The sequence below is a fragment of the Streptomyces sp. NPDC127092 genome, assembly GCF_042722475.1.
Taxonomy (GTDB): domain Bacteria; phylum Actinomycetota; class Actinomycetes; order Streptomycetales; family Streptomycetaceae; genus Streptomyces.
In genome coordinates, this window is record NZ_JBHXFE010000005.1 from 219265 (window position 1) to 239966 (window position 20702).

21 protein-coding genes and 1 pseudogene are annotated in these 20702 nt (G+C 69.5%); 10 read left to right on the top strand and 12 right to left on the bottom strand.

The window, feature by feature from the left end; all coding sequences use genetic code 11:
- Positions 1-23: 23 nt before the first annotated feature.
- On the bottom strand, positions 24-1532 hold the full coding sequence (locus ACFWJO_RS06655; RefSeq protein WP_386863713.1) for a hypothetical protein: 1509 nt from the start codon (positions 1530-1532) through the stop codon (positions 24-26).
- Between the two features lie 361 nt (positions 1533-1893).
- On the opposite strand from ACFWJO_RS06655, the gene ACFWJO_RS06660 reads away from it, so the two are divergent.
- Positions 1894-2367, top strand: a complete 474-nt coding sequence (locus tag ACFWJO_RS06660; RefSeq protein WP_386863714.1) for a hypothetical protein — start codon at positions 1894-1896, stop codon at positions 2365-2367.
- 169 nt (positions 2368-2536) lie between these two features.
- Here the strand turns inward: ACFWJO_RS06660 and ACFWJO_RS06665 are convergent, their stop codons facing one another.
- Entirely contained in the window at positions 2537-4120 is a 1584-nt protein-coding gene (locus tag ACFWJO_RS06665; RefSeq protein ID WP_386863715.1) for a hypothetical protein, read from the bottom strand.
- A 343-nt stretch (positions 4121-4463) separates the two neighbouring features.
- Here ACFWJO_RS06665 and ACFWJO_RS06670 point away from each other — a divergent pair, with 343 nt between their 5' ends.
- From ACFWJO_RS06670 to ACFWJO_RS06685, 4 genes are all read left to right on the top strand, one after another.
- Entirely contained in the window at positions 4464-6086 is a 1623-nt protein-coding gene (locus ACFWJO_RS06670) for a hypothetical protein (RefSeq protein WP_386863716.1), read from the top strand.
- 65 nt (positions 6087-6151) lie between these two features.
- Positions 6152-8242 carry a tectonin domain-containing protein gene (locus tag ACFWJO_RS06675; protein ID WP_386863717.1) on the top strand — a complete coding sequence of 697 codons (2091 nt, stop codon included), beginning with the start codon at positions 6152-6154 and terminating at the stop codon, positions 8240-8242.
- A 350-nt stretch (positions 8243-8592) separates the two neighbouring features.
- A complete protein-coding gene (locus ACFWJO_RS06680; protein WP_386863718.1) occupies positions 8593-8901 on the top strand; it encodes a hypothetical protein in 309 nt (102 codons plus the stop codon).
- A gap of 367 nt (positions 8902-9268) precedes the next feature.
- Complete coding sequence (locus ACFWJO_RS06685; protein WP_386863719.1) at positions 9269-9505, top strand: hypothetical protein; 237 nt, start codon at positions 9269-9271, stop codon at positions 9503-9505.
- A gap of 532 nt (positions 9506-10037) precedes the next feature.
- Here ACFWJO_RS06685 and ACFWJO_RS06690 read toward each other — a convergent pair.
- Both ACFWJO_RS06690 and ACFWJO_RS06695 read right to left on the bottom strand, forming a co-directional pair.
- Positions 10038-10262: a hypothetical protein gene (locus ACFWJO_RS06690; protein ID WP_386863720.1), complete on the bottom strand. Its 225-nt coding sequence runs from the start codon at positions 10260-10262 to the stop codon at positions 10038-10040.
- Between the two features lie 65 nt (positions 10263-10327).
- Positions 10328-11338, bottom strand: a complete 1011-nt coding sequence (locus ACFWJO_RS06695) for a hypothetical protein (RefSeq protein WP_386863721.1) — start codon at positions 11336-11338, stop codon at positions 10328-10330.
- Positions 11339-11470: 132 nt separating this feature from the next.
- Between ACFWJO_RS06695 and ACFWJO_RS06700 the strand changes: the two genes are divergently transcribed.
- The gene (locus ACFWJO_RS06700; protein WP_386863722.1) at positions 11471-12127 is read left to right on the top strand and encodes a TetR/AcrR family transcriptional regulator; all 657 of its coding nucleotides are present in this window, start codon (positions 11471-11473) and stop codon (positions 12125-12127) included.
- 319 nt (positions 12128-12446) lie between these two features.
- Positions 12447-12803, top strand: coding sequence for a DDE endonuclease (locus ACFWJO_RS06705; protein ID WP_386863749.1), 357 nt, complete (start codon positions 12447-12449; stop codon positions 12801-12803).
- 184 nt (positions 12804-12987) lie between these two features.
- On the opposite strand, the gene ACFWJO_RS06710 is transcribed toward ACFWJO_RS06705, so the two are convergent.
- From ACFWJO_RS06710 to ACFWJO_RS06720, 3 genes are all read right to left on the bottom strand, one after another.
- Positions 12988-13401 carry a hypothetical protein gene (locus tag ACFWJO_RS06710; RefSeq protein WP_386863723.1) on the bottom strand — a complete coding sequence of 138 codons (414 nt, stop codon included), beginning with the start codon at positions 13399-13401 and terminating at the stop codon, positions 12988-12990.
- Positions 13402-14199: 798 nt separating this feature from the next.
- Positions 14200-14748 (bottom strand): hypothetical protein, encoded by a 549-nt coding sequence (locus tag ACFWJO_RS06715; RefSeq protein ID WP_386863724.1) that lies wholly within the window; start codon positions 14746-14748, stop codon positions 14200-14202.
- Positions 14745-15260, bottom strand: coding sequence for a hypothetical protein (locus tag ACFWJO_RS06720; protein ID WP_386863725.1), 516 nt, complete (start codon positions 15258-15260; stop codon positions 14745-14747). Before ACFWJO_RS06720 ends, ACFWJO_RS06715 begins: the two co-directional genes overlap by 4 nt.
- 222 nt (positions 15261-15482) lie before the next feature.
- Between ACFWJO_RS06720 and ACFWJO_RS06725 the strand changes: the two genes are divergently transcribed.
- Together ACFWJO_RS06725 and ACFWJO_RS06730 are read left to right on the top strand one after the other, a co-directional pair.
- Positions 15483-15665, top strand: a complete 183-nt coding sequence (locus ACFWJO_RS06725) for a hypothetical protein (protein ID WP_386863726.1) — start codon at positions 15483-15485, stop codon at positions 15663-15665.
- A gap of 529 nt (positions 15666-16194) precedes the next feature.
- Positions 16195-16500 carry an RICIN domain-containing protein gene (locus ACFWJO_RS06730; protein WP_386863727.1) on the top strand — a complete coding sequence of 102 codons (306 nt, stop codon included), beginning with the start codon at positions 16195-16197 and terminating at the stop codon, positions 16498-16500.
- Between the two features lie 217 nt (positions 16501-16717).
- Here the strand turns inward: ACFWJO_RS06730 and ACFWJO_RS06735 are convergent, their stop codons facing one another.
- The 3 genes from ACFWJO_RS06735 to ACFWJO_RS06745 form a co-directional block, all read right to left on the bottom strand.
- A complete protein-coding gene (locus tag ACFWJO_RS06735; RefSeq protein ID WP_386863728.1) occupies positions 16718-16978 on the bottom strand; it encodes a hypothetical protein in 261 nt (86 codons plus the stop codon).
- A 109-nt stretch (positions 16979-17087) separates the two neighbouring features.
- Positions 17088-17858 carry a hypothetical protein gene (locus tag ACFWJO_RS06740; protein WP_386863729.1) on the bottom strand — a complete coding sequence of 257 codons (771 nt, stop codon included), beginning with the start codon at positions 17856-17858 and terminating at the stop codon, positions 17088-17090.
- 239 nt (positions 17859-18097) lie between these two features.
- Complete coding sequence (locus tag ACFWJO_RS06745) at positions 18098-18322, bottom strand: hypothetical protein (protein ID WP_386863730.1); 225 nt, start codon at positions 18320-18322, stop codon at positions 18098-18100.
- Positions 18323-18997: 675 nt separating this feature from the next.
- Here ACFWJO_RS06745 and ACFWJO_RS06750 point away from each other — a divergent pair.
- Positions 18998-19198 (top strand): annotated as a pseudogene (locus tag ACFWJO_RS06750) (MFS transporter); the annotation flags it as partial.
- Between the two features lie 288 nt (positions 19199-19486).
- Here ACFWJO_RS06750 and ACFWJO_RS06755 read toward each other — a convergent pair.
- A complete protein-coding gene (locus tag ACFWJO_RS06755) occupies positions 19487-19672 on the bottom strand; it encodes a hypothetical protein (RefSeq protein ID WP_386863750.1) in 186 nt (61 codons plus the stop codon).
- A 239-nt stretch (positions 19673-19911) separates the two neighbouring features.
- Complete coding sequence (locus ACFWJO_RS06760) at positions 19912-20664, bottom strand: phytanoyl-CoA dioxygenase family protein (protein WP_386863731.1); 753 nt, start codon at positions 20662-20664, stop codon at positions 19912-19914.
- Positions 20665-20702 lie beyond the last annotated feature (38 nt).

A 20702-nucleotide genomic window follows, 5' to 3' on the forward strand; every position in this document is an offset into this window, starting at 1 on the left:
CTGGACCCGGCCCCGGTCTTCGCTCAGAAGCTGAACCGGCCCGTGATCGGGTAGTGGTCCGACTGGCCCGCATCGGTCGTCACCGCGCACGACACGACGGTGCCCGACGGGGGACCGAACAGGTAGTCGATCTTGATGCTGCGGGTCGCAAGCGGCTTCGTCGGCCGGCCGTCACGCGGCCGCGTGCTGGACAGGCCCTCATCGCACTCCTCATCCGCCGTGTAGGCGGACGTCATGATGTCCTTGGGGGTGTCCGGCGAGGCGGAGTCCGGCGGTACGGAGTTGAAGTCGCCGCCATAGACGGTCCGGTAGCCGGACATCGTGTACGAACGGACCATCCGCTGCATCTCCGCGGCCTGCTCCGCGCGCTTCGTGCCGTCCGCGTCGTCCGTCGGCAGGCCGGCGCTGAAGTGGGCGGTGCAGAACTGGAGGGCCTGCGCCGGGAGGACGGCGCACATGCCGGCCCGCTGCTCCATGCGCACCCACGTGCCGTCGATGGTCTTGTTCTGCGGAGACGGCAGGTCGTACGAGTGGTACCACTCGTTGGCGTCCGGAAGGGCGAGTCCGATGCCGTAGGAGCCGCGGTCCTTCCAGGCGCCCGATGAGCCGGCGTTGTCGCAGGTCCTCGCTGCCTCCAGGGAGGAGCCGTCGACGGTGAACTTGATGGGCGCGAAGCGCACGTCCCACCCGGTGCCCGTCTTTGCCTCGAGGGCGGTCTCGATGGACTTGGCGTGCGACTCGCACATCTCCTGGAGGAAGACGGCACGGTACGTCCGTGCCTCCGCGTCGGTGCCCATCCGGCTGATGACCTGCGAGGCCAGGGACGGGCCTTCCACGCGATGGTTGCCGCAGGCGGAGTTGTGGTTCGCGCAGACGTTCCACGACATCACGCGGAAGTCGGCGGCGGGAGCGGGGGAGGCGGGGGCGGGACGGCCTCCCAGGTCGCTCGCGTTCTCCTCGCCGAGGTAGACGAGCTGGAACTTCTGCCAGGAACCGACGGAGGTGCCGCGGGCGCGCAGCAGCCCCGCGTCCGCGCCGGGATCCTGGACCTCGGCGGTCACGTACCGGTAGCCGTCGTTCGTTGCGGCCTTCAGGGCGTACGCGCCGTCGGACTGCTTCTCCAGCCGGAGCTTCTCCCATTCGCCGGAGGTGGTGCCCCGGGCGCGCAGCAGGTTCTGATAGCTGCCCGTGTAGCTGCGCTCGGTCGTGACGTAGTTCCCGTTCGCCTCCGAACGCAGGGTGGTGGTCACTCCCTTGTCGTCGGTGTGCAGCGTGAACTTCTCCCAGGACCCCAGATCGGCCGGCGAGGCGGCGGAGGTGCGCGCACGCAGCATGGCCTCCCCGCTGCCGGTCTTGGAAATCTCCACCGACACGTAGAGATTCCCGGCGCCCACGGACCTGAGCGCGTACTTGTCGCTCGCCGTGACGGGCACGGACCGGCTCTCCACCGCCTGGGCCTGCGCCGGTGTCATCGCTATCACCGCGAACAGAGCGGAGCACAGCACCGCCAGGCGGCGCACTGCCTGTCTCATTCGTGTACCTCGCTTGGGGCGGAAACGATCGGAAGATCAAACGAGGCACACTAATGATCCACTGATCCGCCGACAAGGATCATCAGGACAGTCCGTCGAGTCCACTGGTCGCACGGGACGACCCTGCGGCAGCAGTCGTACGGTCCTTCAGGTGAGCCGGAGACGCGGTGCGAACCGTTCGGCATCCGGTAGACCGAGCTTCCGAGACGGTTGCCACGGTTCATCGCGGGGGGATCCGTAAGCGGACCGGGGTCGGGGTTTTCATGGTCCCGGGCCGCAGACCCGACTGGTGACAGAGAGGGGGCGACGCGCTCTCGAACTCCTGGCTCGCCACGTGCGCGGCTGCGTAGAGTCTCGGGTCATGGAATCCGCACCCACCCCGATATCTGCCCGCACCCTCTACCGGCCGTGGCAGCGGATAGGGCTCGTCGTGGTGGGGTGCTGGTTCATCCTCATCGGCGTGCTCGTGTCGCTGAACACGCACGACAGCTTCGGCCGGGTGACGAACGCCCTGGTTCTTCTCTGCGGCCTCTTCTTCGTGCTCCGCAGCCGCAACGCCTGGGTGCGCGTCGACGAGAAGGGGGTCACCCACCAGAACCTGGGGCGCGCGCGGCCCTACGACTGGTGCTCGATCCGCTCCGTCGTCCCCGCCCACCAGTGGAGCCCCTGGCCGCTTCGACGCGTCGCCATGCCGGAACTGTCCCTCACCAGCGGCCGCTGGCCGGTGCTGCTCGCCATCGCCACCTACTCGGCCGCCGACGCCCGGGCCGACATGGACATCATCACCACCGCCCACGCCGCCCACCGGGCCTCGTGCCGGACCTGCACCGCCTGACCAGGCCGACGGATGCCCAACATCCCGCAGGGGCGCGCGGACGAGGGCGTCGCTGCGGATCTGGCGCTGAGTCACCCCTGATGCTCTGGCCCGCCTGGCCCGCCTGGCCCGCCTGGCCCGACCTCGCCCGCCTGACCCGTCTGACCCACGTGAGTGCGAATGCGGTGCGCTATCCGACCGCGGCGACTGCTGCCGCCGGGCCTCCGATCCTGGACCAGTCACCGTTGGGTGACCAGCGCCATACCGATGCCCCGTCCGCCGCGATCCGGTACAGCGCGCGGCTGTCCATCGCCAGGGCTGCTCCCGAGTCGCCGATCTCCGCCCAGATGCCGGGCTCCCCTGTGTAGTGCCAGAGCCGTCCCGTCTGCGGGTTGACGGCGAACAGTCCGAGTTCGCCGCCGTAGATCGCCCGCGCGGGCCCGCCGATGACGTCCCACTTGTCGCCGCTGCCCGACCACTGCCAGACCAGGTCGCGGGCGGGGTTCAGTCCGTAGAGGTGGCGGGGGCCGACCACGAAGTGTGCGCCGGGGTTGCCCACGCGGGTCCAGGTCTTCTTGGCGGAGTCGTAGCCGATGAGGCGTCCGTAGGCGGGTTCGGTGGCGAAGAGCCCGGCTCCGCCTGCGTAGATGTGACCGGCGGGCCCGCCGATCGTCGTCCAGCTGCCGGCACGGCCGTTCCAGCGCAGGACTTTGTCGCGCTTCGGGGCGAGGGCGTAGAGGGAGGAGCCGCCGATGGCGAGCTCGGAGGCTGTGCCGATCACGGTCCAGGAGTTCGGGGTGCCGTTGTAGCGGGAGACGCGCCCGGTCTTCTCGTCGAGGGCGAATACGCCGGCCTCGCCCGCGTACGGGGCCCCGACCCCGGCACCGATGGTGGCCCAGGTGTCGCCGGATCCTGACCAGCGCAGCAGGGTGCGGCCGTCGGACGAGAGGGCGTAAGCGGGCCCGGTGGCCTCGGCGGCGGGAAGGGTACGGGGTAGTGCGCCCCGACCGGGGATGCGGGACGGGCCGGGCGCCGTGCCCGGCGCGGAGGGTGAGGCGGGCGGCTGGCCGGTGGTGCGGGTGGCCGATGGCGAGGGGATGTCGTCGGGTGCAACCGGGGTGGCGACTCGGGGGCGACGGGCCGCGTCGTGGTCGGCGCTGTGCCGGAGGGCGAGAACGGCGGCTGACGCGAGTACGGCGAGGGCGACGGTGACGGCGACCGCGAATCGGGTGCGGCGGGCCGGGGAAGAGGCTGTGGCGATGGCGAGGTTGGCGCCCCCACCGGGACTGTCCGGGCTGGTCAGGGGATTGTCCGGGGCGGGGGGCGTGGCAGAGCCGCCGGGGCCGTGCCCCGCGCGCGCGGCGGGGCCGTCCGGAGCGGACTCGTCCGGAGCGGACCCGGCCGGACCGGGGGCGGCCGGGCCGGAGGCGGCCTGGCCGGGTGCGGCGGACGAGGCCGTGCCTGGCGCTGCCGGGGCGGAGGTGCCCGCGATCGCGGCCCTCTGCGCCGCCTGGTGCAGGCGCCGTGCCTCGTTCAGCATCCCTTGCCGTACGGCGGGGTCCCGCACCTCCCGTTCCACCACCGTCTGGAGTCGTCGCCAGGGGATCACGCGAACCCCTGACCGGTACTCGCCCCACGTCGTCTTGCCGACCTCGCCGTACCTCTGGGCCAGGTCCCGGACGGTCTGCCCGTCCGTCAAGTCGCACAGGAACCGGGCGAGGGCGTTTGCCTGCTCGCTGCGTCCCCTGAGCTCACCCTGCTGACGACCGGCCACGGCCTCGCACCCCCTGACTGTCCGGGTGGACAAAACCTTGTCCACCCGCTTTCACCGCTCTGACCTGCCCGGACGAACGCAACCTGCGGCGTCCAATTCCCCGCCTTGCCATGGTGGTTGGCGTGAAGGCGGCGCCGTTCGCACCACTTCGGGTGCCTCGCCAGATCACACCACGTCTGTGCGTGGCCATGACACCTGGTGTGCATATCGCGCCGCCGCACAGGCACGGGATTCAGCCAGATAGTCGGACAGCCAGACAGCCGGACAGCCAGACAGCCAGACAGCCGGACGGCCGGACAGCCACACGGCCGGTCAAGCCGGCCCGCCACTCCCAGGAGCTTCCTTGCCCAACACACGCATGCGTAAGACGAGCCTTCGCGTCCTGTACGGGACGCTCAGCGCCGCACTCCTGACCACCGCCGTCCCTTCAGGGCCCGTCCAGGCGCAGACCGTCCAGGCCGGCGACCGGAAAGCCACCGAGACCGGGACCATCGGCCGGGGCGCCGCGCCCGGGGGCGAGGTCACCCGCGAACAGATCATCGAGCGCGCCAAGGCATGGGTGGCGCAGGAGGTCCCGTACAGCACGAACGGGCTGACCTCCCCGTACAGCTGGTGGTCCGACGAAGCCACGGGCGGGTACTACCGGCAGGACTGCTCGGGCTTCGTCTCGATGGCCTGGCAGCTGCCGTACAGCCGGTCCACGCACACCCTGCGCGCGGTGTCCAAGAAGATCGGCCTCTCCGAGCTGAAGCCGGGCGACATCCTCAACTCCGACCGGCACGTGCTGATCTTCGGCGGGTGGACGGACCGGGCCGGCCGAGAGTTCACGTACTACCAGCAGAGCAGCCGCAGCCGCCCCACCAACCGGGGCGAGGGCGATCTGGACGACGCCACTCTGTCGGGCCACCCCACGGGCAGCTACGAGGCCCGCCGCTACGACCACGTGGTCGACACTCCCGCGGAGCCGTCGGACGCGGGCCGGCTGCGGGCGACCCCGCCGCCGCCCCCGTCGCCTCGGCCCGCGCCGAAGCCCCAGCCGCTCCCGCCCGCCTCCACCCCGGCTCCCGAGCGTGCGGCGCCCCGGCCGCCCGCCAAGCCCGCCGAGCCCGCCAAGCCCGTCAGGTCAGCCAAGCCAGCCGAGTCCGCGCCTTCGAGGCCCGCCGCCCGCAAGGCCGTCCGGCTGGGTGCGCTGGCGGCGCACAACCGGCGGCTCTACGCCCTCGCGGAGGACCGCAGCGCCGTGTACGAGCGCAGCAGCGGCGTCTGGCGGCGCATCGGGGGCCCGGCGGGACGCCTGTACGCGGGCGGGGCCGGGGTGTTCGCGACGAACCCGAAGGACGGCCGGATCTTCAAGTACAACGGCCGACCGGGCTCCTGGACCTGGATCGGCTCGTCCGGCGCGGAGTTCACGATCGCGGGCAGCACGCTGTACGGGCTCACTCCGAAGCGGGACGCGGTCATGCGGTGGACCGGCAGCGGAAGCCGCTGGACCGCGGTCGGCGGCCCCGCGCGGCACCTCTACGGGGGTGGGGCGGGCCTGTTCGCCACCAATCCGGACGACGGTCGCCTCCTGAAGTTCCTGGGCCGCGCGGGCGCGTGGAGGCAGATCGGCGGCATGGGGACGACGTTCGCGGTCGACGGGGGCACGGTCTACGGGATCAGCCCGGACGGCTCGGCCGTGTACCGCTGGACGGGCTACGGCGCGACGTGGGCTCGCGTGGGCGGCCCGGCGGTGCGGCTGTACGCGGGCCGGGCCGGGGTGTTCGCGACCAACCCGAAGAGCGGAGACCTGTACCGGTTCGACGGGAGCGCGGACTCCTGGACGAAGGTGGGCGGCCCCGGAGCCACGTTCGCGGCAGGCGCGGATGGCGAGCTGTACGGGCTCAGCCCCGACGGGCGAACGGTCTTCCGCTGGACGGGTGGCGGTTCGGCCTGGACGCCGGTCGGCGCGCCGACGAGTACCTGAGCCGCCCTCACACCAGACCACACCACACCACACCTTCCAACATCCGAGAGGAGACGTGATCAGCCATGTCCAGAATCAACCCCCGCATAGCCGTGCTCATCTCCACGGCAGTGGCGGCGAGCCTGCTGACGGCGGTCCCGGTGAGCGCCGATCATGGAGAGCCGCGCAGGCGGGCAATGGGCAGCTTCCCCGTGGAACAGCCCTTGACCTCGACCGCGACCCCGACCCCGGCCCCGGTGGCCGGCTCCGAGTCCGACCCGGAGACCGATCCGGCGACCGACCCCGACCCCGCGCCCAACTCCGACGTGGGCTACGGCGCGGAGCTTGCCGTGACCGGCGAGGGCGCCGTATACGCCCTCGCCGCCGACCACGGCAGTGTGTGGAAGCGGGAGGGCGACGGCACCGACTGGACAAGGATCGGTGGCCCTGCCGACTCCATCAGCGCGGGCCGGGCCGGCCTCTTCACGATCAGCCCGCAGACGCGCGAAGTCTTCAAGTACGGAGGGAAGCCCGACTCCTGGACGCGGGTGGGTGACGCGTCGGCGGACGTCGTGGTGCACGGGGACGAGGTCTACCGCGCGGCCGCCGACCACAGCGGAGTATTCAAGTGGTCGAAGAAGAGCGGCGGTTGGGATCGGATCGGCGGCTCTGCGAAACGCCTGTTCATGGGCGGCGCGGGCCTCTTCGCCACCAGCCCGACGGACGGTGCGATCTACAGGTACGGCGGCGAGCGCGATGAATGGGAGCGCATCGGCGGCCCCGGCTCAACGTTCGCCGTGGACAACGACGACCTGTACGGGGTTTCCCCGGACGGCAGCGCGGTCTTCCGCTGGAAGCAGGACAAGAAGGACCGTACCGCTTGGGAGAAGATCGGCGGCCCGGCCCGTGAGCTCTACGCGGGCGGCGCCGGCCTCTTCGCCACCAGCCCGACGGACGGGGCGCTCTACAAGTACGGCGGCGAGCCCGGGCGGTGGCGCGCCTCGGGATCGGCGGGCGCGATCTTCGCCGTCAACGACAAGCACGCGATCGGCCTCTCGCCCGACCGCAGGGCGTTCTTCCAGAGCGAGAAAAAGGGTGAGGGCGAGGCCTGGAAGTACATCGGCGGCCCCTCGTCCGAGCTCCAGGAGCTGAAGGACGAGCAGACGCTGCTCCAGGAGCGCGGACAGGAGTACCTCGATGAGTTCCGCCGTGCCAGGGACCTGGAGCGGATGTCGCTCAGTGAGTGGCTTCAGAACGAGGGCCTCGGCGTTCTCCTCGACGTCATCGGTGTCAACGATGTCGAGCAGTGCCTCTCCGCGGCCACGTCGTTCGATGTGGACGTGAGCGCCCTCTTCGCGTGCCTGTCCTCCGCGGTGAAGCCGGTTGGCGTGATCCGCGCCGTCACCAAGATGGACAAGTTGGACGGCGCGGTGAAGAACGCCGTCAAGAAGCTGCCCCGCTACTCCAGGAACGCCGCCAAGGCCCGCAAAACCGTCAATGATGCCCGCAAGATCCTGGACAAGGTCAAGGAGAAGCCGGAGGAGCGCGACTACAAGCCGCAGGTTTTCGACTGCCGCAGGGGCGCGGAAGGCTGGCAGGACCTCGGCAGCACCGACCCGACCAACGGTGACCGGCCTACCGGCACGACGGCGTGCCTGGACAAGGCGTACCTGGCGAAGAACCTGGGTTCGCTCACGGACGTCAGGAAGGTGAAGCCCCCGGCGTACGACTGGGCGGCGCGCACCATGGCGTACCACGGCAACAAGGTCAGGTTCTGGCGCAACGCCTGCCATCTGCTGGGCAACCAGCTCAACGGCAGCGGTCTCGATCTCAGGAACCTGTCCACCTGCACCCGGGCGGCCAACGCCTATCCGATCGCCAAGGACGACCCGGGGCTTCCGCAACACATGCTGACCTTCGAGACCCGGGTCAGGAACGCCGTCGATGCCGGCCAAGTGGTGTGGTACCAGGTCACGCCGAAGTACTCGGGAGCGCGCACGGTCCCCGTCACCTACGAGATGACCGCACGAGGTCTCACCCCGGACGGCGGGACGGGCCTGGTTCTCGACGAGGTGGTCCCCAACTCCGCGTACAGCAACAAGTTCAAGAGCTGGTTCAACCTGGGCCTGGTGACGAACCAGGCGCGCCTGCCCGTCCCGCTGAAGGGTGAACGGTGACCGGCTCCGCACTGAGCCGCCGGTCCGGCCTCGTGGAACCGTCCGAGCAAGCGCCATCGTGGATGGCGTGGGCCTGACGGCGACGCGCGGAGCGAACCGCCAAGATCGGGGGCGGAACCTCGTCCTGGACGACGTCGGCCTCGGGTAACACACGGCGGCCGAGCGCGCACATCGCCTTCCTCTGCCGCTCCGGCGATTCGGCAAAACGGCGTTCCTCCGTACCGCCCCGGCCCGTCCCGGCCGGGGCGGTCGCGGTGTTCTCAAGCGGAGGAGGCCCGTCGCATGGCCGAACACCGCGAGGCTGCCGCCCGGACCTGCTGCCCTGGCCGGGGGTGTAGCGCAGGGTGTGGGTGGGGTGTAGTGAGGGCTGGGCTGCATCTGCGGCAGCGTCTTGCACCCTGCCCACCTATGCCTGCCTGCCGGCCGGTGTCAAGGCCTACGTCCGCACCGGCAGCGGCCGCAACTACCGCGACAGCAGCGCAAACCACCACATCTACCGCGGCTGCAGCCTCTACACCCGCCTGCTGACCACCAGCACCGTGAAGGACCCCGACCTGCGCCTGAAGAAGCCGGGCACCTGCGACGACACCGCTGCCACCGGCAGCATCAGCACCTGCAACGGGAACACGGCCGCGGACGGCGTCACCTACGCCTGCTGACCCCGCGCCGCCCGCAGCAGGACCAAGCTCTGGCGCCTTCAGGAAGACCCGCTCGCGGCCTCCGAGCCGTACGGCGAGGACGACGGCATCATCCGCGCCATCGCCGGCGGGCACGTCACCGCGATCATCCTCTGCAGCCGCCAGTCACGCACTTCATTGAGCACCTCTCGTTCCCAGCGGACGACAGACTGGCCAATTACCTGCACTTTCAGACTCTTGAAAGGGCCGGCTCCCCGCCGCAAGACTCAGGCCCCGGAACCCCTCAGAGGACGACTGCTCTTGCACCTCGCACAGACGGGGCGCGCTCTGGGCTCGCCTGTGCGCCTGTATCCGTAACTAACCTTCCCACGCAACTAAGGAGTCGTCAGTGAACCTGAAGCGCAAGATGGCGTCGATGGCACTTGCCGGTGGTCTGGCAGTGACAGGGCTGGCGGCGGCCACCACGCCCGCTGCGGCAGTGGGAGGGTGTGGCTCCAACCAGCTGTGTCTCTACCGCAGCACGGAGTTCCGAACCATGGCGTTCGAGACCACGAACACCTACAAGTGCTGGAAGCTCATCGACTACGGCCTCACGGATCCTGGAACGGCATCAGCTCCTACGTGAACAACCTGCCGGTCCAGGCGACACTCTGGGAGTACACAGGATCGCTTTACCTCAGTGCGGCGACGATCAGCCCGGGTCACTACTCCAGCAATTCGACCTCCCACTACGCCTTTCTCCACTCGGAGTTCATCTGCACCGGTGGCGCTGACCCCCGCGACTACTTCTAGAAGTTCACACGGCTGGTGGGGCGGATGTCCGCCCACCAGCAGCAGTGCGTTGGCGGACCGCGATGCCGCCCGAGTCCACGGCGGCTGTTTGGCGACGGAGTTGGGCCGGGGGCGACGCCTCAGATGCGAGGTCGCGGGAGGACCCCGGGAATCTGGAGTTGGCCAGCCGAGGGCCACGCATGGCTCGTCGAGCACAACGGCACCGTTCACGGGTCGGTGAACCGCTACCAGTGCAAGGGCGGCATTTCCTCCTCCGCCTGGGAAGCGCCCCGGTTGGCGCCCTGTCCGGCGATCACCGCAAGACTCGTCCAAGCGGCTGATCCGGTTCACTGGGGAACGACCCGCTGTGACACTCTGCGCGCGAGTCATTCCGCGACAGACCAGCTGTCCTCTGCCGAACATGCCTTCATGGCGACGTTGGCTGTGACGCGAATGCGCTCGCCGCGATGGCCAACCTGGTCGAAGCCGCGCAGCAGCGGCGTCAGCTTCTGGGCGCAGCCCACAGCGTGCACCGCCGCGTCCCCGGTTCTGCTTGAGCCGGCTGGAGCAGCGTTCGACGATGTCGCGTCGTCGGCGAATACCGTTTCCATCTGCTCGGGGTCCGCACTGCGGGGCGGTGCAGACCCCGAGCTCCGGTCACCGTGCGCCAGTCCGGTCACTTCCGATATTGCTGCGCCACTGCCGCGAAGGCGGCCTTGGGTTCCCATTCCATGTCGGGGTAGGTCTGCCCCTGGCGCCCTTCGAGGAGTTTGACGATGCCCAGGCCGGCCCGGTCCAGGTCGTCCCGGGGGTCACCGTCCGGGCGGTGCGGGTAGCCGGGCAAGGCGAACAGGAACACGAACGAGCTGTCCACGCCCTCGGTCTCGAAGATCTCCAGCAGTTCGCTCAGGTATGCGGCCTGGCCGGCCTCATCACGCTCGTACATGCCGTTCAGCCGAACAGGGGCCTTGGTCTTCGGGTCGTGCTCGACCACTTCCAGCACCCGTCCACCGCGGTCACCCGCGCCGCGGTAGGCCGCGGTGCCGAACCCGGTGATGGCGAGCGGCTTCGGGCCTTGAGCCAGGGCGCGCACCGCTTCCCGGAACCGGTCGGCGACCTCGGCGGAGCGGATCAGCTCGAACGTCACCATGTCGAAGGGAGTCCAGTCGACCTGCTCGAACTGGATGGATGCGTAGGTGAGTCGGCCCTGGAAGCGCTCGCGGACCGTGGTCGCGGCGTCGCGGAGGAACGCGTTGATGCGCACGCTGAGCTCGCGCATCGTTTCGGCCCGCCGCTCGGGCTGGCCCATCAGCTGCTCGACCCGCTCCTCAGGGCTCTCGCCGTGCAGGAACCCGCGGTTCATCACGCTCAGCTCGACCCCTGCGACGAACACGACCGTGGCCCCGTGCTGCCGGAGCCGTTCCGCTCGCTCGGCACAGTCACGGAAGAGCGTGAGGATCTGCTCCGGATCCAGCTCCAGCGGATAGGGCGAGAACCAGACCTCCAGGCCGAGCTCGGCGGCGGCACCGGCGGCCAGCTCCAGTCGGTCCGCGTCACCGCCGATGATCTGGACGGCGTTGCAGTGCAGGTCGTCGCGGATGATGGCGAGCTCACGCCGGACCACCGCGGGGTCGAAGTGCTCGCGGGATATCCGGCCGTTCACGACGAATCCGGTGTCGTAGGTCATTCCTCTTGCCCGCACGGTGACATCCCCTCTGTCGGTCTCGGTAACGTCGAGGCTGACAGGAAAAATGCGTGCACGCAAGTTTGCGGAAACGCAACTTTGCGTGCGCGCAGCCCGGTGTGGAACGCTGAGACCGTGACGACACCACCACCAGGGCTACGCGAGCGGAAGAAGCAGGCCACACACAAGGCGCTACGCGAGGCGGCCCTGCGCCTGGCCCTGGAGCGCGGACCTGACCAGGTACGCGTCGAGGACATCGCCGAAGCGGCCGGGGTCTCGCCGCGCACCTACAACAACTACTTCGCCAGCCGCGAGCAGGCGATCGTCTCCGCCGTCACCGCGGACCGGGAGGCGCGCATCGCGGCGGCGGTCACGGCCCGCCCCGCAGGAGCCCGCCTGGCCGACGCCGTCACCCAAGCAGTGGTCGAGCAATACACGAACACCGGCGAGGGCGAACAGCAGGCGCTGCTGCTCATCACCACCCGGCCCGCGCTACGCGACGCGTTCCTCGACACCACCGCCGACATCGAGCCCCCGCTCACGGCGGTGATCGCCGAACGCCTCGGTGACACCGGAGCGCACACGGCCCGCGTTCTCGCGGCAAGCGTGGCCGCGGCAGTTCGCATCGCGCTGGAAGGCTGGCTCCGGCCGGCCGAGAACGCGGAGGCCGCCGAGAGTTTCAGCGCCGCAGGACTCGTCGTCCCCTCCGGCTCACTGCCCGACCAGCTCCGCGCAGCACTGGCCCCGCTCGCGCCCGCGTTCGACGCCGCCGAGCGAAGCACCCAGCCGTGACGTGAACCAACGCGGACATCCGCCGGACAAACAGCAGATCCGGAACATGCCTGCACCTGCCCATCACCATCCGAATCGGCCGGTTCAGCGTAGATGGCGCCGTGTCAGGTCACGATCTACGACCGGAGCACCAGACCACACCGACGCGCATGAAGAGGGCACCGATCCGGACGGGGAGGCTCCCCGAGCAACCGCGCTGGCAAGCTTGCCCTCAGGCTGGTGCGGATCGGCAGTGGAAGAAGGAGGTCTGGCCACGGGTAAGAGCTGTGCGGCGGTGTGTCACTGTTGGGTTGTCTTCGAGGATGAGGCCGGCCAGTCGATGACGCCGCCGCGCTCTCGAACCTGGGGACGGATCGGCCGAACCCCGGTCGTCAGGGTTCGCGGCCGGGGCTCCGGACGGTTGTCGATGGCGGGTACGACCCGCTACAAGTCGGGCGAGCGGGCCCGGCTGATCTACGCCATCCGCGAGTACCGCGGGCGCAAGGGCGAGCCGAAGGGCTTCGGCTGGCGGGACCTCCGCGACCTCTTGGTGCGTGCACGCATCCCGCTCGGCGGATCGATCGTGTTGGTCTGGGACAACGTCCGCCTTCACCTGACCGCCAGGATCTGGGAGTTCATCGCCGCGAATGCCGCCTGGCTCACAGTGTTCCAACCCCCGCCGACGCGCCAGACCTGAGCCCGCGGGAGGGCATCTGGTCGCTGGTCACACGCGACATCGGCAACTTCGCCGCAGCCGACCTGGGCAGATCACCAGGGCCGTGAAGCGCAGGCTCAAGCAGATCCAGTACGGCCCGGTTACGTCGACAGCTGCTTTGCGGGCACCGGCCTCATCAGGACGCCTGACCGGCGCTGCAAATTCGTCAGTCGCCGTAGTACCGGTCGTAGTCGGCGGAGCGCTCCTCCACTGAGAAGCCCTCGAATTCACCGCCTGCCTCGAGCTCGCGCAGTCGATCGAGTGCCGCGGTCGCAGCAGGTGCACGGTTGGCCGAGAGGTGGGCCTTCGTCGCGTCGAGCCCGTGCCCAAGCAGGAATTCGATGTCGATCGAGCACGCTGCGTCGAAGCTGGCTTGCTTCGCACTCCAGATCAGGAGCACGTCGTCGAGGTCGCCGCTGTTGAACAGCTGGAAGCAGCAGAGCCTCATCAGCTCAGTGTCGCCCGCGCCCTGGACGCGTCGCTCACGCGCCGTGTGCTCTCTGAGGAGTGCACGAATCTCGTCGAGGTCCGCGCCGACAGGGCGAAGCCCGTAGCGACGCCAGCATTCCTTGACATCCATCGCTGGTCTCCTTGATCGTCCGGCCCGGCCCGTGGCCTATCAGCCCCACCCATCGCCGTTTGGTCGGACGACGGCCCCTCTGCCGGTCACAGTATGCACACCGACGGCCAGCCCATGTGGGTCGGCGGGCACCGGCGCAGGTGATCGATGGCCCACGCCACCCGAAATAACCCAATCAAGTTGAGTAGTTGGGCTTTCACAGCGTTTCACGGCGTTTCACCTGCAGCGATGCCCCTCCTGGCCGTTTCCGTATCGCGTCCTCGCCACCGTCCGCCGACGCCCCTACGCTCCACGCACGCCCTGATTCTTGGGATGCCTCCTCCATCGTGACGCCCTCTGGGAAGGGAACTTCGTCATGCCCGCATGGCCGCGTATCACCGGCCCTGTCTGCCACCGCTCCGTCGTCGTGGACCCAGATACCTGGCGGTTCGCCGATCACAAGCATCCGCGGCCCTGCGAGCGCGCACTCGACCTGGTTCTCTGTCATGGGTACGAGTGGGGGAGGCCGAGCCGAGCGGGGTGGTGTTCCTGCCTTTCGAGGAGCCGAAGCCGGTGGAGGAAGAGCTGCTGTTCTGATTCTGCGCGTGGCCGCTTCTCATCCTCTACGAGTTGTCCTCGTGCCGCAGTACACGACGTGCCGGACTTCCGTCCCCGATGACGACGACCGGTTGCTGCTCGTCGCGGAGCCGGTTCCTCGCCGAGGAGCAGCGCGAGCGCCTGGCGGCGGCCCGCGGGGACGGCGCCCCAACGGGGCCCGGCGGCCACCCGGCCCGGGCTCGACTTCTTCGCCTGTGGTCCTCAGCTGGCCGTGGTGGCCGGGGTGACGACGTCGTTGCAGTGCGGGTGGGAGCGGGGCGGATTCTGGTGGGCGATGGCGTCCTTCCAGTGGGTGCGGACCGTGTCGAGCCGGTCGCCGTCGGCCTGGGTGGAGAGCCATACGTCCGGGGTCGGGCCGGGATGCTGGTAGATCCCGATCACGTACCGGTGGCCGGGCAGCAGGGGCTGCCCGTAGTCGGCGGCCGCGACGAGCGCGCCGGCGCTGCTGCGGTCGACGGTCTGCGTCACCTCCAGGGCGGCGGGCAGCGTGCCCTTCAGGTTCTCGACGAGGCGGATCCGGGACAGGGACTCGTGGTAGCCGTCGCGGGCGGCGACCTTGAGGGTCTGATCGACGGTGACGACCGCGAGGTGGGCGGCGAGGCCGGCGCGGTCGCGGTCGTTCTCCTCCACGGGTACGCAGACGGTGGAGACGTTGACGGTGTCGTCCTTGAGGGCCGTGTAGGCGGCGGTCGCCGAGCCGCAGAGCACGGCGGCCCCGGCGAGCACCAGGAGGAGGGCGCGGTTCATCATCCCCACAGCTTCTTGTAGTTGGCGTGGTCGACGGCGGTGGGGACGTGCTTGGTGCTGACGTCCTTACGTAGGGCGCTGTCCACGGTGTCGGCCTTGTAGCACAGCCCGAGCGCGTGCCCGAGCTCGTGGACGACGATGTTCTGCCGCATCCGCGGTTCGTCCTTGGAGTGGCCGTCGAGCAGGTACTTGTTCAGGTAGATGTAGTCGGTGGCGGCCGTGGCGCCGTGTCGCTCGCAGTAGCTGCCGCGCCCGTCGTTGGCGCTGTAGTGGCGGAACTCAAGGTCGTTGATCGTGATTGCGGTGTCGGCCGGGATGTTGATGGTGCGGAACCGCTTCCACTCAGTGATGGAGTGCTTGCGCAGGCCGTCGTACTTCGTGGCCTGCGTCCACCGGATCTCGCCCTCGTCGACCGCCGAGTTCCCTCGGGTCTCGCTCTCGCCACGGACGCACGGCGCTGCCGCGGCCGCGACCGTCGCGTACGGCGAGTTCACCACCGCGGTCGCCAGCTCCACCGCTCCAGGGAAAGCCACTGCCACCGGCGGAAACGACACGCGTGCCCCTCCTCTCCCCGAAGGGAGAGCCGACCATAGCGGCCGGCCGCGGCCGCCCGCTGGGCATTACCCGGTAGATCACCCGAACGGGCGGGCGCGCCCCCGCGCCGGAGGATGCCCGGCGCGCGCCCGCGCCGAGCAGGGGGCTTCGGGCGGCGGCGCCCGGCGGAAGGTTGGCTCGCAATGGGGTTCTTCAAGCTTGATGACCGGCGCGACAAAGATCTGGGCGACACGATCTCGTTGGTCATCTTCGGGATGGTCACCGTGGTCGTCGTCGGCTGGACCCTCCGCTACCTGTACCGGCTTGCCCGCCTCCCGTACCGGCTCGCCAGAGCCAGAGGAACCGAAGGTGGCCCGGTCGCCTGACCTGGTCGGTGCGGCCGCGTCGTTCGATTCCTGCGCCGCCCGCGCGGTCCTGGGCCATATACGGCGTCACAGCGAGTGCGTCAGGAGCCGGTGGTCTACAGGCCGCCCGTCTTTGCTGGGAGGCTCAGGAGACGCGCGACTAGGATGTCCGGCTTGCCTGTGATCGAGGCCGGGTTCGGCCCGTGGTGCCGCACCCCGCCTCCTGCCAGCAGCTCCTCGCGGACGCGAACCTCACCCCGCTCTACGAGCCGCCGGCTGTCCTGGATCGCTGGGCGGCCGCTGCGGAGTCGCTGCAGGGCGCGGCCGGCGTGATAGAGACCGCCCGGGCGAACGCGAAGAACCTCGGTCCGCTCCTGGACGGCGAGGCTCCGGCCGCCGGGTACTGCGTGACGCCGAGCCCGGCGCCCGCAGGACTGCGTCGTGCACAGGACCGGCCTCCCGGCAAGGAGCTGGTGGCCGACGTCGGCTGGATCCACGACGCCCTGGCAGCCTCGGCTCCGAACCGGAGCGGCGCATCGCCCTCGACGACATGGACAACGGCTACCAGAGGTTCTCGTTGGCCGTCCCGCACGGCTACTACAAGTTCAAGAACGTGCCCACAGGCAAGTGCCTCGACGGCAGCACCAACTACGGCGCTCGTACCCACACCTGCAGCGACGCGAGCTTCAACAACGGATACCAGAAGTGGACGGTCTACAACGTGGCCGACGGTTGGGTGAACTGGGAGAACGCGGCCACCGCGCAGTGCATCGACTACAGCGCCAACAACGGTCTGCGTCTACACACCTGCAGCACCGATTCCTTCCTCAACGGCTACCAGGCGTGGAGCTACTGAACGGCTGAGGCTCTACCGTGGTCACGGGCGTCCAGAGCCGCCTGGTCATTGACCACCGGCCACACCCCACGGCCCCTCCCGGCCCCGCTCCCCCTCCTTCAACAAGGAGAGGATCCGGCCTGCGCCGGTATGGGATGCGAGGGCCGAAGCCCCCTGGCCGGGGCCGTGTTCCGGAAGGCCTACCGCATGCGTGAGGGCGCCGGCGAGGACCTGGCCGTCAAGCCAAACGGAGCCGCTCAGCGTTCCGGCAACCGGACGTCCAGTGCGTTGTGACGGCGGCGTGCACGATGCCGGTCGGCACCCACGCCTGCGCCTTCCTCGATGGCGTCGGCGACACCCGGGCGGTCCGGAACTGGACCCGTACCGCCGCGCGCGCCGCCTGATCCGCGCGGCCGCCGGACATGGCGACGCGGAGGCCGACCTGCGGGCCGAGTACGAGCGTTACGCCGCTGATCACGCCTGCCGTGCCCGCGATCACGATTCACCCTCTGCTGCGGCCGTCGTCGCCGTCCACGCCCTCAGCGGCTCGTTCTCCGTCACCTGGTCGGGCGATGCCCCCAAGAACCAACGGATCAAAGAGACACGCTCTAGGCCAACTGCGAGATGAGGTAGGCGAGAGCGGCCGCCGCGCCGAGACAGCCAAGGACGAACAGACAAGAGAAGGCCCGTCGCGAGCGCAGGCTGGCAGCGTGGGAGACACCGCTGTCGTGAGCCGGGGGCGGGGGCGGGACTGGTGGCTGGCTTGCTCCACCGAGAGGACCTGAAGGCGGGCCCTCCAGGTGCCTCGTTCCAGGGCTGGGCTCTCGGTACGGTTCGACGAGCGGAGCCATGGTTGAGCTCCACTGCGGCGGAGCGTCGTCCGGCGAGATGCGCTCGCGCAGTGCGCCAGTAGCCGTCCGCTGCCAGACGCGGCCCGCCACGTCCATGAACTCCACTGTCACCCGTGCGAGATCGAGTTCGCCGGTCGAATCCCGTGGATCAGGGAGAAAGAACAGGGAACGGCCCGGCATCAGCAGCCGCCGGCTGGTCGGAGTGACGTCTAGCGGGGGATTCTGCAGCGGATCGTGCGGCTGCAGAGGAGTGTCGCCTGCCATGACATGCACGTTGCTGACAGGCTGGCTGCTGCCGTTGTGCACCCTGACGTGCGGGCCGTCAGCTCCGATGAAAGTTGAGATCCAGCTCGCCTGGCGGATCCGTTCCGTCCGATCCGCCTCCTCCTGGAGGCGTCTCCGGTCGGCCGCTTCACGTTCGTCGCGCCGCTGCTGAGCTCGCTCGGCACGCTGGCCGTGTCGGTAGCCGACAACTGCGGTGGCCACAGACACGAACAAGCCGAGGATCGCGATCACCGTGCCGATCATGTCTCTACCATGCAGCCTGACCGCTCGTTGGCCCGGTAGCGGCACCGAGACTTCCCGGCGTGCCGCAGTCACTGCATGCCTGGCTCTGCCGTGTGGTCGCCTGGAACCCGCGCTGGCCAGACCAGGGCAGCCGGGAGCTGCAGCAAGTGTTCGGTGCTGCCCCAGAGGCACCCCTGGCGAACGTTGCCGACACCGTGGTCGAATCGTCTGCAAGGCCCAATCCCGAACAGAATCGCTGACTACTGCTGATCGGTAGCGCGACCGGATCTGCGTATCGGCACGCCGAGAATCTCGTCGACCTGGGCGGGAATGCTCATCACGAACACGTTCGTGGTTTCCTGGCGGGACGCCATGAGGGTCTCGTTGCTGAGAGCTCGCCTGATCGCGCCTGCGGCATGGTCGCAGGCAGTGCCGTCCCATGCCTCCAACAGCACCCAGGCCAGAAGATCCGTGGCTTTCGGCACGCAGCAAACGTAGGTGCATGAGTAGCTCCTTGAGCTCAGCGGACCCCGTGATCACGGCACGGACGGCCTGCCATTCCGGCACAGGTTGGCCGGTCGGGTGGACGCCGAGCGTGTGTCCGGCAATCAGAACCTGCGCCGTCTTCGCCTTGACGGCTTTGTTGCCTCGACTGTGGTGATCGGTTCTCTATGGTCTGCCCTGACCTCTTGGCGCCGATCGTGCCGTTGCTGTACTTGATCGGGTGGAAGTCCGCGATGAGGTCGCCGACGAACCCAGCCGCGCCGATTGTGGCGGCGTTGCCGCCCCGGGCGCGAGCCATCGGCCGCCGCCGCGACTGACCTCGACTCCCTACCGCCTTCGGACCGCCACCACCCGCCACCCGCTTTGCCACGCCCAGCCGCGATGCCGGCGGAGACGGACGCCGACTGCGAGCCGCTACGGTGGACGCCGCGTCAAGCCCCGTTGGTCGGCCGACAGGAAACCGACGATGGGCGCCCCCGCGGCGCCAGCCATCCTGTACCCGATCTCACCAACCCGGAGATCGCGCTGCACCACCGCCACCGGCTGGTCAGTCCCGAGCAGGGTCTGCAGGGAGTGGCATTTCGGCTGGGCCGGACTCACGCGGTTTCCTGATCAACCTCGGCAACGCCCTGGGCAGCCTCTGCCCCTGCCACTTCGTGGCCGATACCGTCCACTACGGCGACCCGGGCACCGGCGTAGTGATCCTCACGCCGGTCTACACAGTCTGCGCCGCGCTCACCGCCGTTCCCGTAGGGGTGCTGTCCGACCGCGTCGGGCGCCGTAAGGGTTTCGTCGTCCTCTGTGCGCTGGTCATGGGCGCCGCGGCGCTGCTCCTCGCCCTGTTGCGCACCTGGCCGTCCCCCCTCGCCGCGGCAGCGGTCCTCGGCGCGGGCTACGGCGTCCACCCGCCGTCGACCTGGCACTCGTCGCCCAGGTCTTCCCCGAGGCCCCCGACCGCGCGAAGGATCTCGGCGTCATCCACATGGCCGACTCGGGCCCTCAGGTCCTGGTTCCCGTCCCTCGCCTCGCCGGTCATCCCCCGCGTCGGCGGCTGTACCGGCCAATACACCACGGCGGCCCTGGTCGTCCTCGTCGGGGGCCTCCTACTCAGCCCGTCCGCGGCGTGGCCTGAAGTCCTCCGCGCTTCAGCAGGGCCCCTTGTCCTGGCCCGTCCCGCACACCGGACCGGGATCCTCGTAGATCGAGATCAGGAAGGCGATCCAGGCCACCAGTGCCACCACCATGCCGATACGCCAGAGCAGTTCGGCACGTCCGTGAGGGCCCTTGCCGGGCTCGCCGCCGCTCTCCTCGTTGTCCTCGTCGCTGTTCATGATCCCCCTCGGATGAGCTCCGGGAGAAATACCCGCCACACAGCGGCCGCAACCGGGGCGCGGGCGCCGCCCGTCGGAGGGATGCACCCCCTCGGCGCGGATCGCGGCGAGTGCCTGGGCGGTGTCGGTGCCGAAGGCGTCAGGGGTGTGTCGCCGGTGCGCGCTCCGTGGGCGGCCCTGAAGGTCCCTGAACACGTTGAACGTCCTCCCTGAACGTCCTCCCTGAACGTCTTTGAACGTCAGTACGGGAAATCGCCACGTGGCTGGTACTGCCTGCCTCCGAGCAGTTCCACCACGAGGTCGGACGGGTCGGTGAGGGCGGCCAGCTGCGCGAGCATGTTCTCCTGCGGCACGCAGAACGTGTGGGTGTAGGTGACGAGCAGGGCGGACCTCGGCTTCGTGGAGCGGTTCGGGCGGGACGTGTGCCACCAGGCGCCGTCGGCGAAGATCACGCTGCCGCGGGGGCCGGTGAGGATCTCGCCCTCGTCGCACCACGACTCGCCCATGTCCGGCAGCCGGTTCGCCCGGTGGGAGCCTGGGATGCCGGCCGTGGCGCCGTTCTCCACGGTGAAGTCGTCCAGGAACCAGATGCACTGCCCGGCGAGCGGGATCGCGGGCCACGGCGGAGTCAGCGTCCAGTAGGGATGGTCGGCGTGCCAGTACTGCTCGACGGCGCCGGGCCAGAGGGAGTTCGCGCTGAACGTCGAACAGATCAGGTCCTCGCCGAGATAGCGCCGCCACGCGTCGAGGACGAAGGGGTGGACCAGGGCTTCGAGGAACACGGGGTCCTTGGCAAGCAGGTGCAGGACCCGCTGGTGGCCGGTGGGATGCAGGTTGCGCTGCTTCTCCGCGTACAGGAGCCGTTCGAGGGACTCCCGCATCCGGTAGACGGCAGGTGCGGGCAGCAGGTTCTCCACCAGCAGGTAGCCGCGTTCGCCGATGGCGCGCACCGCCGAGTCGGCCTGCCTCAGGTCGGGTTCTGTCGTCGTCATGGCGTACTCCCATCGGAATTCAGGACCAGCGGGGCAGC